The following is a 20,441-nucleotide window of genomic DNA, read 5'->3' as shown; positions in this document are numbered from 1 at the left end:
CTTTATTTTTTTGCTGCGGCGGGTTGGGGCGCTCCGGCGGGGGCCGCGGCCGGCGTGCTGCCGAAGGGAACGGCCTTGACCGGTGTTCCCGGACGCGCCTTCTGCAGCCCTTCCAGAATGACGCGGTCACCCGCCTTGAGACCATCGCTGACCAGCCAGTTCTCGCCGACGGTCCGGGCGACCTTGATGACCCGCTGCTCCACCTTTTCTCCCGCTCCAACGGCCATGACCGTGGCTTCGCCCTTCTGATTGCGGGTCACGCCGCGTTGCGGGACCAGGATGGCGTTTTCGTTGATCCCTTCCTCCAGGATGGCGCGGACAAACATGCCCGGCAGCAGCGTCTGTTTCGGGTTCGGGAAGACCGCCCGCAAGGTGACGGAGCCGGTGCTCTGGTCTACGGTGACTTCCGAAAATTTCAGGGTGCCGGGCAACGGGTAGGCGCTGCCGTCCTCCATCATCAGTTTGACCCGGGCCTGGGTTGCCGTGTTGCTTTTCAGGATGCCGCTGGCCAGGCTCTGTTTCAGGCGCAGCAGGTCGGCGCTGGACTGGGTTACGTCCACATACATGGTGCTCAACTGCTGGACGGTGGCCAGTGCCGTGGTCTGATTTGCGGTCACCAGCGTCCCGGCGGTCACGCTGGAGCGGCCGATGCGCCCGGAGATGGGGGCCGTCACCTTGGTATAGGCCAGATTGATGCGGGCGGTTTCCACCGCGGCCTTGTTGGCGGCCACATCGGCCTCTCCCTGCCTGAGCGCGGCATCGGCGTCATCGTAGTCCTGCTGGCTGACCGCCTTGATCTTGACCAGTTCCTTATAGCGTTCCGCCTTCAGCCGGACGCTCACGAGGCTGGCTTCCGCCTTGGCAAGCGCCGCCTTGGCGCTGGCGTAGGCCGCCTGATAGGTCGCCGGGTCGATCTGGTAGAGTACCTGGCCGGCCTTGACATCGCTCCCCTCGGTAAAAATCCGTTTCTGAATGATCCCGTTGACCTGGGGGCGGACTTCGGCAACCAGGGTGGCCGCGGTACGCCCCGGCAATTCCGTGGTCAGGGCAACATGCTGCGGTTGAATGTTCACCACACCCACTTCGGGGGGAGCGGCCTGTGCTGCTGCCGCACCACCGGCAGCCTGCTTTTTCCCGCAGCCCGTCAGCAGCAGCCCGCCAACCAAAACCCCCATGAGGGTAATCAGCATGATTCTTACATTGTTTTGCATGGAACACCTCTGATCGAATAATTTCCGGCTCAACCACAGCGTTGAGGCGAATCGTGTTGTTTGTATCGTGCAACGGCAGACGCCTGCGGCGCCTGAATGGTTACGCCCTGCGGGGCAACCATAGTGAAATCACCTTAAAATTCCCTTAGAATGAACACTCATTCAAGCCCGGGAGCAAAAAAAAATACGACGTAGCGGCAACCGCTCCGCCGCTGTACGGCTAACGCCGTACGGAATCCCAACTTGCGGCGACGACCTCCTCTATGAGGTGCCCGTCCAGGTCGATAAACCCGAGGATATGGTCGCGCATCACCGCGAGCAGCGGACCGAACGCCAGCGAATCGATGACAAAGAACGGCAGGTCTTTCAGGACCTGCTGGGCAATGCCCTGTTCGAACAATTCGTTATATATGGTACGCTTGCCCGGCTCGCCCATTATTCTGTCCCGCCGATAGGCCATGCCGTAGGGAGAGTTGTAATATTGCTCCCCGTAGCGAAAATCGAGGGGATTGGCGATAAAGTACGTCATGAGCCGCATCCCGAGATGGATGAACCGCTCCCTGATGGGGCCCCGTTCCGGATAGCTCTTGAGGATGAAGGCCGACACCCGTTGCTCGATATCCCGGTAAAGCTCGTTGATGAGGATGTCTTTGCTCTTGAAGTAGAGATAGATCGTGCCGGCGCCGACCCCGGCCCGGTCCGCGATCAGGGATACCGAGGCCCCATGGAAGCCGCATTCGACGATGAGCTTTCGTGCTGCATTAAAAATGTCGTCACGCTTGCAGGACATTTTTTTCTCCATTCTGAATGATCACTCATTCAGAATAGGATTCCGAATCCGCCCTGTCAAGATTTTTTTGTGCGGGCATAAGAAAACAACGGGAGCGGCCGCAGCGGAGACCGGACCTCCCCCGTGTCAGGGGGCCCGGTCTCCGCTGCCGGCCCCGGGGATTGCGTTCCGCAGCGTCCGGACCCGTTCCACGGCCGGCGGATGGGAATAGTAGAACGCGGCATACCAGGGATGAGGGAAAAGGTTGGAGAGATTCTCGGCCGACAACTTGACCAAGGCCGAGGCCAGGTCCTGGGGACGGCCGGTCAGGTCGGTGGCGAAGCGGTCAGCTTCCCGTTCGTGGCACCGGGAGCGCCACGCCGAAAGCGGGGTCACGGGGAACAGCGCCAATGAACCGATAAAGCCCACGATGACCATGCGGGACGGCAGGGAAAGGTCGCCATCAAACCCCAGGAGGCCGGGCAGGGGGGGCCAGGTGAGCAGCCTGAAACTGATCCATGCCCCGCCAAGGGCCAGCAGTTCCGCCGTCACCAGCCGTTTCCAGATATGCCCCTTCTTCCAGTGGCCGATTTCGTGGGCCAGCACCGCCACGATCTCGCCGTGGGTCATCTGTTTGATGAGCGTGTCGAACAGCACGATGCGCTTGACCTTGCCGATGCCGGTAAAGTAGGCGTTGGAATGCCTGCTGCGCCGGGAGGCGTCCATCTGCATCACCCGCCCCACCCTAAGTCCCGCTTTCTCCATCATGGCACGGATCTCCGCCTCCAACCCCTCCTCGGTGACCGGCTCGAACTTGTTGAACAGCGGTTCGATCACATAGGGGGAGATAAACATCATGAACAGGCTGAACAGGGCCATGAAGGCCCACACCCAGATCCACCAGCGGTGCGGACTCCATTGGATCAGCCGGAAGGCCACGGCGACCAGCACGGTCAACAGGAGGGCGCCAATGGCCTGGGACTTGAAAAAATCCATAAGCCACAACCGCGGCGTAGTCGTATTGAAACCGTAACGGGTCTCGATACGGAAGGTGCCGAACAGGTCGAACGGGATGCCCAGCAGGGTCTGGAGCCAGGTCAGGAGAAGAAAATAGAGGATGGCCGAGGTGATGGCGCCCCCGCCGAAACCCATGACCAATCGGTCATACGTCACGATCAGGCCGCCAAACAGGAACAGGAGCACAAGCCCATTGTCGAACAGCGACTCCCACAGCCCAAGCCGGCTGCTGTCGAGAGTATAGGCGGTGCTGGCCCGCAGTTTGTCCCCGTCGATATCCCCCTCGAACCCCTCGGGCACGGCCGAGCCGTACCGCCTCAGGTGACGCAGGTTGATGTGACGCAACCAGTAGGTGAAAGCGGTGACCAGGGCGAACAGGATGAACAGGGCCAATTTCATCGGTGGGCTTCCTTCTTTCGTTTCCGGACCGTAAAGAAGGCACGGAGAGTACCCCGTGCCTTCTTTGCATATGGTCGAGTATGGACTGGCAGGCTTCTCCAGAGGGGGAGAACCATATCTCACATCGTCACAGCAATGCAATCACTTCCTTGACGCATTTGTCGATCCCCTCGTACGTCTCCGAGATACGCCGGGCCAGCATGTAGGCCGGGGTGGACACGATCCTGTTCGTGCGGTCCACGACGAATTCGGTGACCGGGCACTCCTGGTGCCGGGCGCCGGTCTTTTCGATCTCTGCAGCAGTGCCCGCATCATTGCCGATGGTCAGGGTCGGCGCCTTGTCCTTGCCCAGCACCGCCGCCACAACGGCCGGGGCGATGCAGATGGCGCCGATCGGCTTGCCCGCCGCCGCCATCTCCCGGAGCAGGCGGGCCACCTCGGGGTGGACCGTGGCCCCCGCCCCCTTGGCGGCAAAGTCGCACAGGTTCTTGACCGCCCCGAACCCGCCGGGAAGGACCACGGCGTCCAGGTCGGCGGCTCGTATCTCGCCGATGTCGCGGATATTGCCGCGGGCAATGCGGGCGGCCTCCACCAGCGCGTTGCGCTTGTTCCCGGTTTCCTGCATGGTCAGGTGATTGGTTTCGGGGAAATCGGCATTGGGCGCCATGCAGACCGCCTCGGCCCCGTTCCGGTCAATGGCCAGGAGGGCAAAGACCGCCTCATGGATCTCGCTGCCGTCGCGCACGCCGCATCCCGAAAGCACCACACCGATCTTTTTCATAGCACTTCCTCCTTCGTGATTATGGTTTCAACGGCCTGATGGCTCGAGCGGCAGCATTTGATCACGGGCACCGCACGAACCCACCCCTATCGCTTGTTTTCGGCCAACGCCCGGCGCACCGCCTCGTCGTAGGAGGTAAGGGGCAGCGGAATCAGTTCGCGGATGGCGTCTTCGCGGCAGACCACCTCGTTGCCCAACCCTTCGATGAGCGGCATGGAGACCGAGGGGGGTACCGGCGTAATCAGTCCGACCCAGTAGGACGAAAGTTTCGGGGTGAGCACCGGCACCGGCAGAATATGGATGGTTCGCCCCGCCATGCGGGCAAAGCGCTCCATCATCTCCCGGTAGGTCAGCACCTCTGGACCGCCGATGTCGAAGGTTCGCCCGGCGGTGCGTTCATCCGCCAGACAGCCACCCAGATAGGCGATCACGTCATCCACGGCGATAGGCTGGCAACGGGTCGAAACCCAACGCGGGGTAATCATCACCGGCAAGCGGTTCACCAGCGCCCGGACCATTTCGAACGAGGCCCCGCCCGCTCCGATAATTACCGCGGCCCGCAGAAAGGTCATGGCAAAATGCCCGGAGGCCAGAATCCCGGCTACTTCCCGGCGGCTCTTGAGATGTTCCGACAGGGTATCGCCGGTTTCCCCCAACCCCCCCAGATAGATCACCCGCCGCACCCCAGCCTTGTCGGCGGCCCGCACAAAATTGCCGGCCGCCTCCCGGTCCCGGCGCTCGAAGCCGGCGCGCCCTCCCGCCATGGAATGCACCAGGTAATAGACGCTGTCGATCCCTTCCAGGGCCCGCGCCAGCGACGACGGCGCCAGCATGTCGGCCCGCACGACCTCGGCGGCGTCGGGAATGCCCGCGACGGCCCCCCGCACCATGCAGCGCACATTGCAGCCCCGCTCAAGCAGGCTCCTGGAAAGCCGGCGACCGATGAATCCGGTCGCACCGGTTATGAGGACGACATTGTGCTGGATCTCCATGAGGAGATTATTGTGACACAACTTCACCGGATGGCAAGGGGTGGGGTTTGCGCACCCATTCCAGCACCCCGAAGGCCAGGGCCATCGCCCCGTAACCGGCGGCCAGATGCCAGACGATCGGCGCAGGGGGCGACAGGGGCGAAAAGAGCGCCCCCGAAGCGAGCGGCGAGTGGATCACCCCGCACAGGGAGCAGAGGGCGCAGACGACGAGATAGAGCGCTGCCCGACCCGGCCGATGGTCCAGGACATGGGAAAAGGCGGCCCCCCAGAGCAACGACGTGACGATAAAACCGTTCCCCAAAAGGGTCGTGGCGGTATAGGTCGCCAGCAGGTCCCCCGACAGATCGGCGCCGCTCTTGCCCAGCCCGCCCAGCATCCGGCCGTACTGGATCGACACGAGACAGGCGATTGCCGGGACAAAGGAGATGGCAATGGCCCGGTAGTGCCGGTGCGGGGTGGCCTCAAAGGCCTGGGCGGTGATCTCGACCCCGATGAAGATCAGGATCGGCGCCACCGCCGCCTCGGGCAGAAGATTAACGAAGAACGACAGGTAGCCCACGATCCCCCCCAGGCCGATGAACAGTGCCGTGGCGATGGTGTAGCCGGAGCGCCCGCCCATCTCCTTGTAGGCCGGATGGCCGATATAGGGGCAGGACTGGATCACGCCGCCGCAGACGCCGGCCACCAGGGTGGCAATCCCTTCCACCAGGAGCACGTCCCGGGTATTGTAGTCGTCGCCGGCCACGGCCGCGCTCTCCGCGACATCCACCCCGCCGACCACCGTGGCGAGGGCAAAGGGGATCGCCAGCGGCAAGTAGGCCAGGGCCTGCGTCAGGCCGGGTACGAATGCCAGGGTCGGCAACGGCAGGTGAAAGGAGGGGTCAAACGGCGGGAGGATGGCCTGGCCCGCACCGGGGAGCAGATCAAAGGCGCCCAGAAGATAATAGGCAACCGTGCCGCACAGGATGCCCGCCAGCGCTCCCGGCATGCGCAGTGGGAGCCGGAACCGGGCCAGAAGCGAGATGAAAACGATCCCGAGGGAGAGGAAACCGACCACCGGCGAGGCGAACAGCTTGAGAAACGGCAGGTAGGCGATCAAAAGCAGCGCCACGGCGGCGATGCTCCCCAGCAGGCCGGCCCGGGGAATGGCGCGGCGCAGGGCCGGCCCGCAAAAGGAAACCGCAATCTTGAAGATTCCCATCAGGACGATGACCCCCATGGCCACCTGCCAGGTGAAAGAGGCATCCCTGCTGGCCAGGTAGCAGGGGCCGATGACGCCAAAGGCCAGGCCGAAGGTGGACGGAGTATCCAGCCCCAGGGGCATGGCGGTCACGTCCGACCGTCCGGTGCGCCGGGCCAGGCGCCACGCCATGAAGGAGTACAGGAGGTCGCCCACCAGGACCCCCATGGCGCTGCCGGGCAGCATGCGGTAGAGCACGATCTCCCGCGGCATGCCGAAGGCGCCGGTCAGGATGGCGCTCATGACGACCAGGCCCGACATGTTGTCCAGCATCAGGCCGAAAAAGGCATTGATATCGCCGATGGCGAACAGGCGTGGCTTGTGCGGCATTCCCGACACCTCACGGTAGACTTCAGCGCACGGTGCCACAGCGCCGGGGTGTTTGCAATACCAAATTCCGACACCTCCCCCCTGAAAAATGATTGCATTATCCCCTGCCGATGGCAGAATGGGGCACGGCCGATCCCGCTCCCCCCTCTCCGGGGCCTGCGGCGTATGCGCGGCCAACCGCCGGCATCAATCCCGGCAAAGAACGGGGCAACGACCATGCACAGCCACACCGCCGCATACTGGGCCGAAAAGCTGGACCTCCTCCGCCACCCCGAGGGGGGGTGGTTCCGCGAGACCTACCGCGCCGCCGAAACCATCCCCGAGGCCGGCCTGCCGACCCGGTTCCAGGGCGAACGGGCCTTCTCCACCGCCATCCACTTTCTGCTGGAGCGGGATGACTTCTCGGCGCTGCACCGTCTGAAGTCCGACGAGGTGTGGCACTTCTATGACGGCGGGCCGCTGACGGTGCACCTCATGACGCCGGACGGCCAGTACCGCCCCCTTCGGCTGGGGCGCGACCCGGAAAAGGGGGAGCGGTTCCAGGCCGTGGCACCGGCTGGTTGCTGGTTTGGGGCCGAGGTAGCAGCCGGGCCCGGTGATTTTGCCCTGGTGGGGTGCACCGTGGCGCCCGGCTTCGATTTCAGCGATTTCGAACTGGCCGGCCAGGCCGACCTGACCGGACTCTTCCCCCAGCACGCAGCGCTCATCAGGCGCTTGACCCGGGAGTAGGCGGTGTCTCTGTCACGCGACCAGGAGATCGCCTGTCAGCAGGTCCTGATGGACGACTCGTCGGTCTTCTCCATCCAGTGGAGCGTCTTCCCGGCCACCCTTGCGGCACCACTCACGCCCGGGATACTCCTGGACCGCTACCTGGCCTACATCCGCCGCTGCACCGCCACCGTCATCCGCCCCCATTGCTCCGCCCCGGGCATTCAGTTCCGCCTGTTCGCCAGCCGCTGGAGCCTGATCAGCTTTCTTCCCCCGGTGGCGGAGCGCCATGCCGTCGTGTTGCGTATCTGCGGCGGCATGCTGGTGCAGCCGGGGCAGTGCGAGCGGGGCGAACTGCGCTTCGGCGTCACGGAGCTGCCGGACGGCATCCGCGTCTCGCTGGAACTCTCGGAATATTGCCCGCTGCTCCTGGGCAGCCCCGCACCTTCAAGCTTCCGCCGCCTGCTCTACCGCCTTTCCCAGGCGGCCATCCACCGGCTGGTGACGGTTCGCTTCCTGGCGCTGCTCTATCGGGATCTGGCCGGGCCGGGCGCCCGCGTTCGGGTGGTCGGCGTCAAGGTGCGGGACGGGCAGCCGATTTAGGCGCGCCGCAGCGCCCGGGAGCGCGGCCGAAAGCATACCGCCGCGACACGACAACAGTTTGATTTTGCTGCGATTAACCGGCAAAAAGCGACGGGGGTCGTCATTTCCGGGTTTAGATTTTTGAATAAGCCCCGAAAATATGTTAAAAGAATAAGGCGCTGCTGATCATCTCTTCAGACAAGGAACCGCTCTCCATGCCCCATACCAATATCGAGATACCGGAAAGGCTGCCGCTCTACCCCCAGAAGGAGATGGTGCCCTTTCCCTACATGATCTTCCCGCTCTACGTGGACGAGCGCGAACTGCGGGCCTTCTCCGAAGCGGACAATTACGATAAATACGTGGCCATCGTGCTGCTCCGCCCCGAGGCCGCCGGCACCGGCACCCTGGCCGATATGAACGAGATCGGGACCCTGTGCCGCGTCAACCAGATCAAAAAACTGGGCGACGGCAGGTTCAAGGTGACCCTGGAAGGGATGGCCCGGCTGCGCATCCTGGGCATCGAACAGACCACCCCGGTCATGCTGGCCACCTGCGAACTGGTGCGGGAATTCGTGGAGAAGAGCCTGGTCTCCGAGGCGCTGGTGCAGAGCCTGAACGCCCTGTTGAAGATCTCCCTGTCCCACGGCAAGCCGTTGCCGGATGATGTCATGAAGATGATCGACTACATCGACAACCCGGCACGCCTGTCCGACCTGGTGGCACTGTACGTCAACCTGCCGGCCGCCGATCTGCAGGAGTTGCTGGAAACCGTCGATCCCCTGGACCGTCTCAAAAAGGTCTATGTGCACCTGACCAACGAGGTCCAGCGCATGCAGATCAAAAACGAGGTCTCCAGCGAGGTCACCCGCCGGGTCGGCAAGAACCAGAAGGAATACATCCTGCGCGAGCAGATGAAGCATATCCAGGAAGAGTTGGGCGAGGAGGACCCCCGCGCCTCGGACATGAACGAGTTGCGGCGGCTGGTCGAGGATGCCGGCCTGCCGGAAGAGGTCCGCAAGATCGCCGACAAGGAACTCAAACGGCTGGAGCGGATTAACCCGGCATCCCCCGAGTACACCGTGTCCCGCACCTACCTGGACTACCTGGCCGGCATGCCCTGGAACAAGAGCACGGAAGACAGCCTGGACATGGTCCGGGCCGAGGAGATCCTCAACGAGGACCATTACGACCTGAAAAAGGTCAAGGAACGCATTATGGAGTTCCTGGCGGTGCGCTCCCTGAAGGAGAACATGAAGGGGCCGGTGCTCTGTTTCGTCGGCCCTCCCGGCGTGGGCAAGACCAGCCTGGGCAAATCCATCGCCCGCTCCCTGGGGCGCAAGTTCGTACGCATCTCCCTGGGCGGCGTGCGGGACGAGGCCGAGATCCGCGGCCACCGCCGCACCTACATCGGGGCCCTGCCCGGCCGGATCATCAAGGAACTCTTCCGTTGCGGCAGCAACAATCCGGTCTTCATGCTGGACGAGATCGACAAGCTGGGGCTGGACTTCCGCGGCGACCCCGCCTCGGCGCTGCTGGAGGTGCTGGACCCGGAGCAGAACTTCTCCTTCAACGACCATTACCTGGACGTCCCCTTTGATCTGTCCAAGGTCATGTTCATCACCACCGCCAACCAGCTCGACCCGATCCCCGGGCCGCGCTCTCCTACGTGGAGGCGCATTACGGCGATTTCGGCATCGCCTCGGACGCTTTCGAAAACAGGGTCATTCACATCCACGTCCCGTCGGGCGCCATCCCCAAGGACGGCCCATCCGCCGGCGTGACCATGGTCACGGCCCTGGTGTCGCTCCTGACGGACAGGCCGGCCAGGCGCAATGTGGCCATGACCGGCGAGATCACCCTGACCGGCAGGGTCCTGGCCATCGGCGGCCTCAAGGAGAAGGTGCTGGCCGCCCACCGGGCCGGGGTCAGGAAGATCATCGCCCCGGACCGCAACCGCGACGACCTGGAGGACATCCCCGAGAACGTGCGCACGGAACTGGAGTTCACCTTCATCCACGAAGCCGCCGAGGCGCTGGCCGTGGCGCTGTAACAGGCTGTAGAAACACTCAGGTTGTTCAAAAATAGTCAGATCGTCGCACCCGCTCGACAAGCCCTGCGGAGGCGTAGCAGGCCTACTCCGCCGAAGCAGCCTTGGCTGCGAAGGCCGGGCGCTACGCCGCACAAAAGGGCTTTCGAGGACGGCGGCGATATGGCTGTTTTTCAACAACCTCTCAGAAGGTACTTGAATGAACATCGCCGTCATCGACCGGGTTATGCTGCGTTTCTTCGCCGAGCTTCAGGGGTGGTTTGCCCTGGCGGCCACGAGCTTCGCACGCATGTTCCGCCGCCCCTACTATTACCGCGAATTCGCCGTGCAGTTCGACAAGCTCGGCTTTTCCTCCCTGTTCATCTGCATGCTGACCGGCCTGTTCACCGGCATGGTCATGGCCCTGCAGGCACTGGTGCAGCTCAAGCCCTTTGCCGCCACCAGCTATGTGGGAGGCATGGTGGCGGTGACCATGATCAAGGAGTTGGGGCCGGTGCTGGCCTCCCTCATGGTGGCCGGCCGGGTCGGCTCCGCCATTACCGCGGAATTGGGCACCATGGTGGTCACCGAGCAGGTGGACGCCATGCGGGTGGAGGGGACCGACATCGTCAAACGGCTGGTGGCCCCGCGGCTGAAGGCCATGCTCCTGGCACTACCGCTTTTGACCGCGGTGGCCGACGCCGTCTCGCTCCTGGGCGGCTATATCATGGCCTCTGGCTATGGCATCAACCCCACCATGTACCTCAAGGGCATTCCCCAGTTCATGGTCTTTCAGGACCTGATCGAGGGGTTGGTCAAACCGGCCGTCTTTGGCTTTCTGATTGCCATGACCGGCTGTTACGTGGGGCTCAACACCCGCGGCGGCGCCGAAGGGGTGGGCAATTCGGCCAAACAGGCGGTGGTGGTTTCGTCGGTGCTGATCCTGATGTTCGATTTCTTTCTGACCAAGATCTTCGTGGTCTTCAGGGGATAGGGTAACCATGGCGTTCTGGCTTTTCAAAACCGAACCGGGCTGTTTTTCCTTCGCCGACCTGAAGGCGCGCCCGAACATGACCGAACCGTGGGACGGGGTGCGCAACTACCAGGCGCGCAATTTCCTGCGGGACCGCATCAAGCCGGGCGACCGGGTGCTGTTCTACCACAGCAACATCCCCGAGCCGGCCGTTGTCGGCATTGCCGAGGTCGTGCGGGAGGGGTACCCCGATTCCACGGCCATGAATCCCGCCGGCGAACATTTCGACCCCAAGGCGTCACCCGACAATCCTATCTGGTACATGGTGGACGTACGCTACGGCGAGCCGCTGCCCCGGCCGGTTTCCCTGGAACAGATCAAGGCCAACCCCCTCCTGGCCGAAATGCCGCTGGTCAAACGCAGCCGCCTCTCGATCCAGCCGGTTACGGCCGAGGAGTGGCGAACCATTCTGATCATGGGCGGAGCGGAGGCCCCATGAACGGCAGCGATTCCATCCGCATGGAGAAACTGTCCTACTCGGTGGGGGGCCGGAAGATTCTGGAAGATTTCGACTTCTGCCTCGATCGGGGCGTCAACCGCACCATCCTGGGGGTAAGCGGCGCCGGCAAGACTACCATCCTCAAGCTGCTCCTGGGCCTGCTCCCCCCCCAATCGGGGCGGGTCTGCATCGGCAACGTCTGCATCACCGGCCAACCGGAGTCAACCTTCAGCGAACAACGCAAGCGCATCGCCATCGTCTTCCAGGGAGGGGCGCTGTTCGATTCCATGACCGTGGGGGAGAACGTGGGCTACCGCCTCTTCGAGGAGGGGCGGCTCTCCGAGGGGGAAATCGAGCGGATCGTGCTGGAAAAGCTCTCCTTCGTGGGGGTGGAGCAGGCCGTGAACCTCTACCCGGCCGAACTGTCGGGCGGCATGAAGAAACGGGTCGCCATTGCCCGCGCCCTGGCGGCCAACCCGGATTTCATCTTCTTCGACGAGCCGACCACCGGCCTCGACCCCATCGGGGTCTACAACATCTGCAACCTGATGCAGCGCCTGCAGGCCGAGGGGAAGACCACCCTCATGGTGACCCACGACCTGGCGACGGCCTTCGCCACCTCGGAGCGCTTCACCTTTCTGCACCAGGCGCGGATGATCTTCGAGGGGACCGAGGCCGAGATGCGGGCCAGCACGATCCCGGAGGTACGGGAATTTTTGCAGCCGACGAAAGAGTCGCTGTTCGTATAAATACGGCATTTTTGCCACAGAGCCACGGGGACGCGGAGGGATCACAGAGTTTCCCCATAGTCCGACGCCCTGATTAAAGGACTTTCTCCGTGCCTCTGTGGCTCTGTGGCAAATTGTTTTTTAGTTCATACTTTGAACCAAAACAGGTGGGATGAGATATGGAACGGAGCAACAAGATAGGCTGGGCCCAGGTACGCGCCGGCGTGTTCATCTTCGTGGCGATGGTATGTGTTGCCGGCGGGGTGCTGCTGATGGGGCAGAAAACCAAGATGTTCGTCCCCAAGGGGAAACTGCAGGTGGTGATGGACGATGTGGCCGGCCTCAAGGAAGGCGCTCCGGTCTGGCTGGCCGGGGTGGACGTGGGGGTCGTGACCGATATCCGTTTTGCCGATCCCAAGAAGACCAACGAGGTGGATATCCGCCTGGAGATCGATGACGAGGCCCTGAAGAAGATCGGCGCCGATTCGAAGATCACCATCAAGACCCGCGGCCTGATGGGGGAAAAATACGTGGACATCACCCCGTCGCAACAATATTTCGAAAAACCGGCCGCCGTTCTGCGCGGCACGCCGGTCGTGAAGCTGGACGACGTGGTGCAGAAGGCCGGCGCCACCTTCGACCGCCTGAACACGATCGTGGACAATATCACCCAGGGCAAGGGGACCCTGGGCAAACTGACCACCGATGCCAGCCTCTACACCAACATCGTCAGCCTGACCGGCGAGCTCCACGCCCTGGCGATCACCATCAACCGCGGCGAAGGGACCCTGGGCAAGCTGAACCGCAACCCCGAACCCTACAACAGGCTGGTCAGCATCCTCAACCGGGCCGACCAGACGCTCCGGGACATCCAGGAGTCCGACGGCACCCTGAACAAGCTGATCTACGACAAGGCGCTCTACGACAAATTGGTCACCCTGGCGGAAAAGAGCAACGACGCCGCCGACTACGTGCGGGAACTGAACAAGAAAATCACCTCCAAGGACAGCACCCTCGGCCTGTTGATCAACGACCGGGAGTTCTACGACAAGGGCTTGTCGCTCCTGAGCCGGGCCGACAATTCGGTCAGGTCCATCGAGGAGGTCACCGCCAGGATCAAGAGCGGCGAGGGGACGGCCGGCAAGCTGGTGACCGACAAGGAGCTGTACGAGCGCATGAACCGCATGGTGGACAACCTGGACGCCCTGGTGAAGGATTTCAAGGAGCATCCCCGCAAATACATCAAATTCTCATTGTTTTAAATCGCCCGTCATCTTACCATTATTAAACAGGGTGCCGGCCGGATGCCGGCACCCTGTCCAACGAAAAGAAAAACCAGAGGTGAAAATCTATGAAACGGATATGGTTGTTTCTCATAGCGCTCTGCCTGTGCTCAACCAGCCTCTTTGCCGCCGGGCTGGAAGACAAGGTCGTCGAGCATACCATGAAGAACGGCATGAAACTTCTGCTGGTGGAGCGCCATACCTCGCCGACCGTGGCGGCCTGGATCCGGTTCCGGGTGGGGAGCGTGGACGAACGGAGCGACGAACAGGGTATCGCCCACATGCTGGAGCATATGCTCTTCAAAGGCACCACCACCCTGGGAACAAAGAACTATGCCGCGGAAAAACCGCTTTTGGACAAGATCGAGCAGACCGCCCAGGCGATGATCGCGGAGAAGGCCAAAGGGGACAAGGGAGACAGGGCGAAGACGGCCGAACTGGAGAAGCAGCTGGCGGCCCTGGAGACGGAGGCGTCCCGGTATGTCATCAAGGATGAATTCTTCGAACTCTACGCCAAAAACGGCGGAGTGGGGTACAACGCCTTCACCAGCCGGGACGGCACCACCTACCTGATCAACCTGCCGGCCAACAAGCTGGAGCTGTGGGCGGCCATCGAATCCGACCGCATGCAGAACGCCGTGCTGCGCGAGTTCTATTCGGAGCGGGCCGTGGTGATGGAGGAGCGCCGCCGTTCCACCGACGCCGACCCGGAGAACAAGCTGTGGGAGACCTTCGTCGCCTCCGGCTTTCTGGTCCACCCCTACGCCCACCCCACCATCGGCTGGATGTCGGATATCGAGAACCTGACCCGCACCAAGGCCGAGCGCTTCTTCCACTCCTACTACGGCCCCCAGAGCGCCATCGTGGCCATCGTGGGCGACATCGACGCCACGGCGACCATCGCCCTGGTGGAACGTTATTTCGGCGCCATCGAGCCCGGAAAACTCCCGGCGCCGGTCACGGCCGAGGAACCGAAGCAGGAGGGGGAACGGCGCGTCGAACTGGTGGCCGAGGCCGAACCGACCATGATGGTCGGGTTCCACAAGCCGGCCATCAATGCGGCCGACGACTACGTCTTCGACGTGATCAGCATGATCCTGGGCAACGGCCGGACCTCGCGCCTGTACAAAAAGCTGGTCATCGAAAAACAGATCGCCACGGAGGTGGGGGTCTTCGATGCCCCGGGCAGCCGCTACCCCAACCTCTTCCTCGTCAACGCCAATCCCCGCGCCCCCCATACCACCCGGGAGGTGGAGGAGGCCATCCTCCATGAGCTGGAACTGCTCAAGACCGAACCGGTTGCCGAACGCGACCTGCAGCGCGTCCTCAACAAGATCGAGTACGAAGATGCCCGCCGGATGGGCACCAACGGCGGCCTGGCCCGCAACCTGACCGAGTACGAGGCGGTCGCCGGCACCTGGCGCTACATGACCGAGTACCGCCGCAAGGTGGCGTCGGTCACCGCCGCCGATATCCAGCGGGTGGCCAGACAGTACTTCACCGAGGAGAACCGCATGGTTGGATTCCTTACCAAAAAGGGGGGTGACGGCAAATGAAACGACTGATCCTCTCCCTCGTGCTCCTTGTTGCGGCATGGACGACGGTAGCAGCCGCCGATGGCGGAAAGGCCGACCCCCGCACCATGAATTTCCCCGAACTGAGCTTCCAGATCCCCACCGCCGAACGGGTGGTGCTGGAGTGCGGCATGCCGGTCTACCTGCTGCGGGACACGGAACTGCCCATCATCAACATCACGGCCCTGGTCCGCACCGGATCGGTCTACGAGCCGGCCGGCCAGGCCGGCCTGGCCGCCCTGACCGGCAGCGTGATGCGCAGCGGCGGCGCCGGCGGGCTCTCGCCGGAACAGATGGACGACGAACTGGAGTTCATGGCTTCGGCGGTGGAAAGCGGCATCGGCCCCGACATGGGCACGGTTTCCCTGACATCCCTCACCAGGAACTTCAGCCGGACCCTGCGCATCTTCAGCGACGTGCTGCTGCGCCCCGATTTCAGCCAGAAGCGGGTCGATATCGCCCGCAAGCACCTGATCGAGGGCTTGCGGAGGCAGAACGACGATCCTAAGGAGATCGCCGGACGGGAACTCAACCGGGCCATCTACGCCGGGCACCCCCTGGGCACGGTACCCACCTTTGCGTCGGCCAACGCCATCACGCGCCAGGACATGGTGGATTTCCACCGCCGCTTCTTCCGGCCGGACAGGGTGATCCTGGCGGTTTCGGGCGATTTCGACCGTGAGTCCCTGCTCAGGGAGTTGAACGCCGTTTTCGGCAAACCGGCCACAACCCCTCCGGCGACGCTGCCGGAGGTCGCCCAGCCGAAGGCCGAGTTCCGGCCCGAGGTGATCTACGGCAAAAAGGAGGTCAATCAGACCGTGATCCGCATGGGACACCTGGGGATCACCAAGGCCGATCCCGATATCTACGCCCTGCGCGTCATGGATTATATCCTGGGGGGGAGCTTCACCTCGCGCCTGACCATGGAGGTCCGCACCAACCAGGGGCTGGCCTACAACGTGGACAGCCGTTTCGACGTGGGCCGGCGCTTCACCGGCACCTTCATCGCCGAGACGGAGACCAAGGCCGGCTCCACCGGCAAGGCCATCTCCCTGATGGAGAAGATCATCGCCGGCATGACCAGGGAGCCGGTGACCGACCAGGAATTGCAGGCGGCCAAGGAATATATCATCAACTCCTTCATGTTCGGCTTCACCAGCCCGGCCTCCGTCGTGACCCAACGGGCACGGCTGGAGTTCTACGGCTATTCTCCCGGTTATCTGGAAGGCTACCGGGATAACATCGCCCGGGTGACGAAGGAGGATGTGCTGGCTGCCGCCCGGAGGCACCTGAAACCCGAGGCGTTCAAGCTGGTGGTGGTGGGCGATGCCGCCCAATTCGACAAACCGCTGGCCGCCTTCGGCGTCGTCCGCGAACTGGACCTCAGGCAGCAGCCTGAGAAATAAGGGAGAGAGGAACTATGGCACTTCCTGAATGGAACGAAAACATGGCGCTGCATCTTCCCGCCATCGACACTCAGCACAAACAACTGCTCGCCTGGATCAAGGCGCTGGGCGACGCGGTGCAGAAGGAAGAAGGCGCCCGGATCATCGACGATGTCCTGCAGCACCTGATCAACTACGTGCACGAACACTTCTCCGCCGAGGAACGCCTGATGCTCGCCCATAACTTTCCCGGCTTTGCGGACCACCGCCGGGAACACGACTTTTTCGTTTCCCGGCTCAAGGACCTGCATACCGGCATCACGTGCGGGGAGGAGTTGAGTGTCAAGACCCTGGACTTCCTGGTCGATTGGACGATCACCCATATCAGGGGAACCGACCAGAAATACGGGAGTTTTGTCCGGGCAACCGCGGTGGGGGCCAAATTGGACTAAAGCTTTGCCCCTCCTCTGCCGATGTAATCTAATAAGAGCAGAAGAGTATGTGTTGAGGAGGCCGCATGAAAATCGAAACCGGTGTTCAAGCCCTGGCCAGGCCGCAGAGTAAAAATCTGAAGGGTGTATCTTCACAGAAGAGCGCCGACGCCACCTCGCCGCAGGACGAGGGAGACGCTTTCAGCGTCGAACTGTCGGCCACCACGGGGAAGCTGTTGTCCGCCGCTCCTGCCGAAGAGACGATCCGCTGGGAAAAGGTCACCTCCATCAGGGACCAGTTGGCGGCCGGCACCTACAATATCAGCGGCAAGGATGTGGCCGCCAAGATGCTGAACGTCTTTACGGACTGACGCAAAAACCCCACCGGTGCCGGCGGGGTTTTTGCGTTACGGTTCCCCTTCGATCCCCCACCTTCATTCCTTTACCATCTCCATAGCCATCCTGACAGCCGCCACAAGGCTCATCTCCGAGGCCGTACCGGTCCCCGCCAGACCATAAGCCGTGCCGTGGTCCACCGACGTGCGAATGATCGGCAATCCCAGCGTGATGTTTACCCCGTCGTCGAAATGGAGCATCTTGAGCGGGATCAAGCCCTGGTCGTGGTACATGGCCACCACCCCGTCGTACAGGCCCTGCTGCGCGAAATGGAAGAGGGTATCCGCCGCAAGAGGCCCCTGGGCATCGATACCTTCGAGGTTGGCGGCTTCGATGGCCGGCGTGATGGCGGTATCCTCCTCGTTGCCGAACATCCCCCCCTCGCCGCAGTGGGGGTTGAGCGCCAGCACCGCCAGGCGCGGGGCCGCCTTGCCGGTCAGGCGCCGCACCCCGTCCGCCGTAACCCGGATCGTCTTCAGCACCCGGTCCCTGGTAACCAGGGCCGGAACGGCACGAAGCGCCTCATGGATCGTCACCAGGCTGACCCGGAGCACATCCCCCGCCAGCATCATCACGTAATCGTCAACCCCGCACAGTTCGGCCAAAAGTTCGGTGTGGCCATGATACGCATGGCCGGCGCGGTTCATGGCCTCCTTGTTGATGGGGGCCGTGGCCATGGCCGCCACCCGGCCCGCCAGGCAAAGGCGCGCCGCCGTGCAGATATAGCGGTAGACGGCATCGCCCGCGGCCAACGTGGGCTTGCCGTACTGCACATCGCCCTCGGGCAGGCGGGAAACCGGCATGAGGGGCACAGCCCCCTCCGGCACCCGGCGCGCCTCCTCGGGCTCCGCGATTTCGACGATCTCCAGCCGTGAACCGCAGACCTGCACCGCCCGGTCAAGGGCGGTCCTGTCGCCGACGACCAGGGGCGTGCACCCCGCGGCAATCCCGGGATTATCCAGCGCCTTGACGATGATCTCCGGCCCGATGGCACAGGGATCACCCATGGTGATCGCTATCAGGGCTTTTTCAGACATGGGGTTCCCCCTCCTCCATCTCGGCCACCGCCAGGGTGACGTTCTCCGACTTGACCTTCTTCAGCAGCAGCCGGCCTCCGCCCGAACCGAGTATGGCCGCCGGTTCCGCCACCCCCGAGGCACCGACGGCCGCCATGGCATGGGGCGAGGGGGGCGACGGGACGGCAACGGCATTCAATTCGTCGCTCCCGAAAAATGCCAGGGGAACCCCCAGGCGCTCGGCAAAGGCGATGAGCCCCTCCTCGTCGCGTTTGACCGCTACCGTGGCCACCAGCCGCACGCTCTTGCGGGAGAGGAAGATCCGCTTGAGCTGGGCCGTAACGAAAGCGTCGATGTCATCCACCGAGGTGCCGCGGTTGCAGCCGATGCCCAGCACCAGATTGCTGGGGCGGAGGATCAGCAGGTTGCCGGGCTGGGTCTGGGGCGGGAGGTGTCGGTTGGTTACGAACAGGAAGCCCCGGGCCGGGCTGTCCATGGCCTCGGCAAAGGTGTCGTGAAAGGAGGCCTTGCCACGGCCGCACAACCAGCAGCGCGTCTTCCCCGTGGGATCGACGACGGCGATCTCCTCGCCGTCCAGGAGCAGCCGGTTGAGCACCTTGACCCGGCCGATGTCGTCGATCACCCACCCCTGTTCCTTGGCCAGAAGGTCGAAGGAGGGGAGACCATTGACGTCGGTGGCGGTGGTGATGACCGGCCGGGCCCCGGCGATGAAGGCGCAGCGCTCGGCAAGTTCGTTGGCGCCGCCCAGATGGCCAGCGATGAGCGAGATGGCGAATTTGCCCGCGTCGTCCATCACCACCACGGCCGGGTCGGTTTCCTTGGACTCCAGAAGCGGCGCGATCATGCGCACCACGATGCCGGCGGCCATGATGAAGACGAACCCGTCGTACTCCTTCCAGAGTGAGGCGGCCAGCGCCTTCAGGTCGGCAGGGTCGAACAATCGCCTGACCGTTCCGGCCTGCCCGGCATAGCGGCTGGAAACATGCAGTTCCGCTGCGGGCAGCCCCCCCCGCAACCGTTGCCCCAACTGCGCCCCGTTGCGGGTTATGGCGATCACGGCGACGCGCATGTCACCCTATGGCGCTGCCGCGAAAACCGTGGGAGAAGCCGTCATCGTAGAGCAGCGACTTTGCCTTGAGCCCTTCGCGGCGCGCCGCCAGCACATCGCCGACAATGATCAGGGCCTGGCGGTCGATGCCCGCCTCCCGGACCCTGGCGGCGATATCGGCCAGGGTGCCCTCGATGACCAGTTCGTCCTCCCAGGAGGCGCGGCAGACCACGGCGGCGGCGGTCTCCGGGGTGTAGGCCCCGGCCAGAAGCTCTTCCACCACCCGATCGATCATGCCCACCGAGAGATAGATCACCAGCGTGGCACCGATGCCGGCGATCCGGCTGAGGCGTTCCCGTTCCGGCACCGGCGTGCGCCCCTCCATGCGGGTGAAGATCACCGTCTGGGACACCTCCGGAAGGGTCAGTTCCTGTTTGAGGGCGGCGGCGGCGGCAAAGGCGCTGGTCACGCCGGGCACCACCAGGTACGCCACCCCCAGGTGATCCAGGGCCTCCATCTGCTCCTGGATGGCACCGTAGATCGACGGGTCGCCGGTGTGAAGCCGCACCACGCTCCTGCCCGCCGCGACCGCCTCCATGATCACGGCAACGACCTGGTCGAGGGTCATGCCGGCCGAATCGTACACATCCGCCGTGGCGGCATAGCGGCGGACCAGTTCCCGGTCCACCAGGCTGCCGGCATAGACGACCACGTCGGCATGGCGCAAGAGCCGCGCCCCGCGGATGGTGATGAGGTCGGCGGCCCCCGGTCCCGCGCCGACGAAAGAAACCTGTGGTGACATGCCTTGTACTCCTGAGAACCATCGCGGTTGTAATAGCAGCTATTCATTTCTGTAATCCGAAACCGGCGGCATGTCAAGGTCGGTTGGTTATTTGGCGGGTGTCTCCCCACCAGGATGCCGGTGATATGACTGCATGCGCAACGGGAGAACAGACTTTGAACAGATCAGGGCCACCCACGTAGGGGGAAAGGTCCATGGCTTCTGACAGGTTAATGGAATATGCCCGG

19 protein-coding genes and 1 pseudogene are annotated in these 20,441 nt (G+C 63.3%); 11 read left to right on the top strand and 9 right to left on the bottom strand.

All coding sequences use genetic code 11. The features are described 5' to 3' along the window. Positions 1 to 2: 2 nt before the first annotated feature. The 6 genes from FO488_RS00730 to FO488_RS00705 all read right to left on the bottom strand — a co-directional run bounded on the left by FO488_RS00730 (position 3) and on the right by FO488_RS00705 (position 6,739). Positions 3 to 1,211, bottom strand: a complete 1,209-nt coding sequence (locus FO488_RS00730) for an efflux RND transporter periplasmic adaptor subunit (protein ID WP_149208773.1) — start codon at positions 1,209 to 1,211, stop codon at positions 3 to 5. 220 nt (positions 1,212 to 1,431) lie between these two features. Then, positions 1,432 to 2,001, bottom strand: a complete 570-nt coding sequence (locus FO488_RS00725) for a TetR/AcrR family transcriptional regulator (protein WP_149208772.1) — start codon at positions 1,999 to 2,001, stop codon at positions 1,432 to 1,434. A 126-nt stretch (positions 2,002 to 2,127) separates the two neighbouring features. Then, complete coding sequence (locus tag FO488_RS00720) at positions 2,128 to 3,396, bottom strand: M48 family metallopeptidase (protein ID WP_149208771.1); 1,269 nt, start codon at positions 3,394 to 3,396, stop codon at positions 2,128 to 2,130. Positions 3,397 to 3,523: 127 nt separating this feature from the next. Continuing rightward, positions 3,524 to 4,177 carry an isoprenoid biosynthesis glyoxalase ElbB gene (elbB, locus tag FO488_RS00715; RefSeq protein ID WP_149208770.1) on the bottom strand — a complete coding sequence of 218 codons (654 nt, stop codon included), beginning with the start codon at positions 4,175 to 4,177 and terminating at the stop codon, positions 3,524 to 3,526. Between the two features lie 86 nt (positions 4,178 to 4,263). Further along, positions 4,264 to 5,169 (bottom strand): NAD(P)H-binding protein, encoded by a 906-nt coding sequence (locus FO488_RS00710; RefSeq protein WP_149208769.1) that lies wholly within the window; start codon positions 5,167 to 5,169, stop codon positions 4,264 to 4,266. Positions 5,170 to 5,176: 7 nt separating this feature from the next. Beyond that, a complete protein-coding gene (locus FO488_RS00705; RefSeq protein WP_149208768.1) occupies positions 5,177 to 6,739 on the bottom strand; it encodes an MFS transporter in 1,563 nt (520 codons plus the stop codon). 216 nt (positions 6,740 to 6,955) lie between these two features. Here FO488_RS00705 and FO488_RS00700 point away from each other — a divergent pair, with 216 nt between their 5' ends. From FO488_RS00700 to flgM, 11 genes and pseudogenes are all read left to right on the top strand, one after another. Continuing rightward, complete coding sequence (locus FO488_RS00700; protein WP_240732099.1) at positions 6,956 to 7,468, top strand: cupin domain-containing protein; 513 nt, start codon at positions 6,956 to 6,958, stop codon at positions 7,466 to 7,468. Between the two features lie 3 nt (positions 7,469 to 7,471). Then, positions 7,472 to 8,050, top strand: coding sequence for a hypothetical protein (locus FO488_RS00695; RefSeq protein ID WP_240732097.1), 579 nt, complete (start codon positions 7,472 to 7,474; stop codon positions 8,048 to 8,050). Between the two features lie 194 nt (positions 8,051 to 8,244). Beyond that, positions 8,245 to 10,082 (top strand): annotated as a pseudogene (locus FO488_RS00690) (S16 family serine protease). A gap of 196 nt (positions 10,083 to 10,278) precedes the next feature. Continuing rightward, positions 10,279 to 11,052 (top strand): ABC transporter permease, encoded by a 774-nt coding sequence (locus FO488_RS00685; RefSeq protein WP_149208766.1) that lies wholly within the window; start codon positions 10,279 to 10,281, stop codon positions 11,050 to 11,052. 7 nt (positions 11,053 to 11,059) lie between these two features. After that, a complete protein-coding gene (locus FO488_RS00680) occupies positions 11,060 to 11,530 on the top strand; it encodes an EVE domain-containing protein (RefSeq protein ID WP_149208765.1) in 471 nt (156 codons plus the stop codon). Beyond that, entirely contained in the window at positions 11,527 to 12,279 is a 753-nt protein-coding gene (locus tag FO488_RS00675) for an ABC transporter ATP-binding protein (protein WP_149208764.1), read from the top strand. The genes FO488_RS00680 and FO488_RS00675 overlap by 4 nt, the downstream gene beginning before the upstream one ends. A 158-nt stretch (positions 12,280 to 12,437) precedes the next feature. Beyond that, the gene (locus FO488_RS00670) at positions 12,438 to 13,520 is read left to right on the top strand and encodes an MlaD family protein (RefSeq protein ID WP_149208763.1); all 1,083 of its coding nucleotides are present in this window, start codon (positions 12,438 to 12,440) and stop codon (positions 13,518 to 13,520) included. A gap of 89 nt (positions 13,521 to 13,609) precedes the next feature. Then, positions 13,610 to 15,097 (top strand): pitrilysin family protein, encoded by a 1,488-nt coding sequence (locus FO488_RS00665; RefSeq protein ID WP_149208762.1) that lies wholly within the window; start codon positions 13,610 to 13,612, stop codon positions 15,095 to 15,097. After that, positions 15,094 to 16,521 (top strand): pitrilysin family protein, encoded by a 1,428-nt coding sequence (locus FO488_RS00660; RefSeq protein ID WP_149208761.1) that lies wholly within the window; start codon positions 15,094 to 15,096, stop codon positions 16,519 to 16,521. Before FO488_RS00665 ends, FO488_RS00660 begins: the two co-directional genes overlap by 4 nt. A 14-nt stretch (positions 16,522 to 16,535) precedes the next feature. Beyond that, positions 16,536 to 16,952 (top strand): bacteriohemerythrin, encoded by a 417-nt coding sequence (locus tag FO488_RS00655; protein WP_149208760.1) that lies wholly within the window; start codon positions 16,536 to 16,538, stop codon positions 16,950 to 16,952. 65 nt (positions 16,953 to 17,017) lie between these two features. Next, the gene (flgM, locus tag FO488_RS00650) at positions 17,018 to 17,302 is read left to right on the top strand and encodes a flagellar biosynthesis anti-sigma factor FlgM (protein WP_149208759.1); all 285 of its coding nucleotides are present in this window, start codon (positions 17,018 to 17,020) and stop codon (positions 17,300 to 17,302) included. A 63-nt stretch (positions 17,303 to 17,365) separates the two neighbouring features. Here flgM and pdxA read toward each other — a convergent pair whose 3' ends face one another. Genes pdxA through cobM form a run of 3 tightly spaced genes read right to left on the bottom strand, consistent with a single transcriptional unit; the run spans position 17,366 to position 20,214 of the window. Then, entirely contained in the window at positions 17,366 to 18,364 is a 999-nt protein-coding gene (gene pdxA / locus FO488_RS00645; protein WP_240732095.1) for a 4-hydroxythreonine-4-phosphate dehydrogenase PdxA, read from the bottom strand. After that, on the bottom strand, positions 18,357 to 19,433 hold the full coding sequence (locus tag FO488_RS00640) for a cobalt-precorrin 5A hydrolase (RefSeq protein ID WP_149208758.1): 1,077 nt from the start codon (positions 19,431 to 19,433) through the stop codon (positions 18,357 to 18,359). Before FO488_RS00640 ends, pdxA begins: the two co-directional genes overlap by 8 nt. Before the next feature lies 1 nt (position 19,434). Continuing rightward, on the bottom strand, positions 19,435 to 20,214 hold the full coding sequence (gene cobM, locus FO488_RS00635; protein ID WP_149208757.1) for a precorrin-4 C(11)-methyltransferase: 780 nt from the start codon (positions 20,212 to 20,214) through the stop codon (positions 19,435 to 19,437). Positions 20,215 to 20,441: the final 227 nt, after the last annotated feature.

Source organism: Geobacter sp. FeAm09 (assembly GCF_008330225.1).
GTDB lineage: Bacteria > Desulfobacterota > Desulfuromonadia > Geobacterales > Pseudopelobacteraceae > Oryzomonas.
The sequence above is the reverse complement of the archived record's forward strand: the minus strand, read 5'-3'. Positions and strand labels throughout refer to the sequence as shown.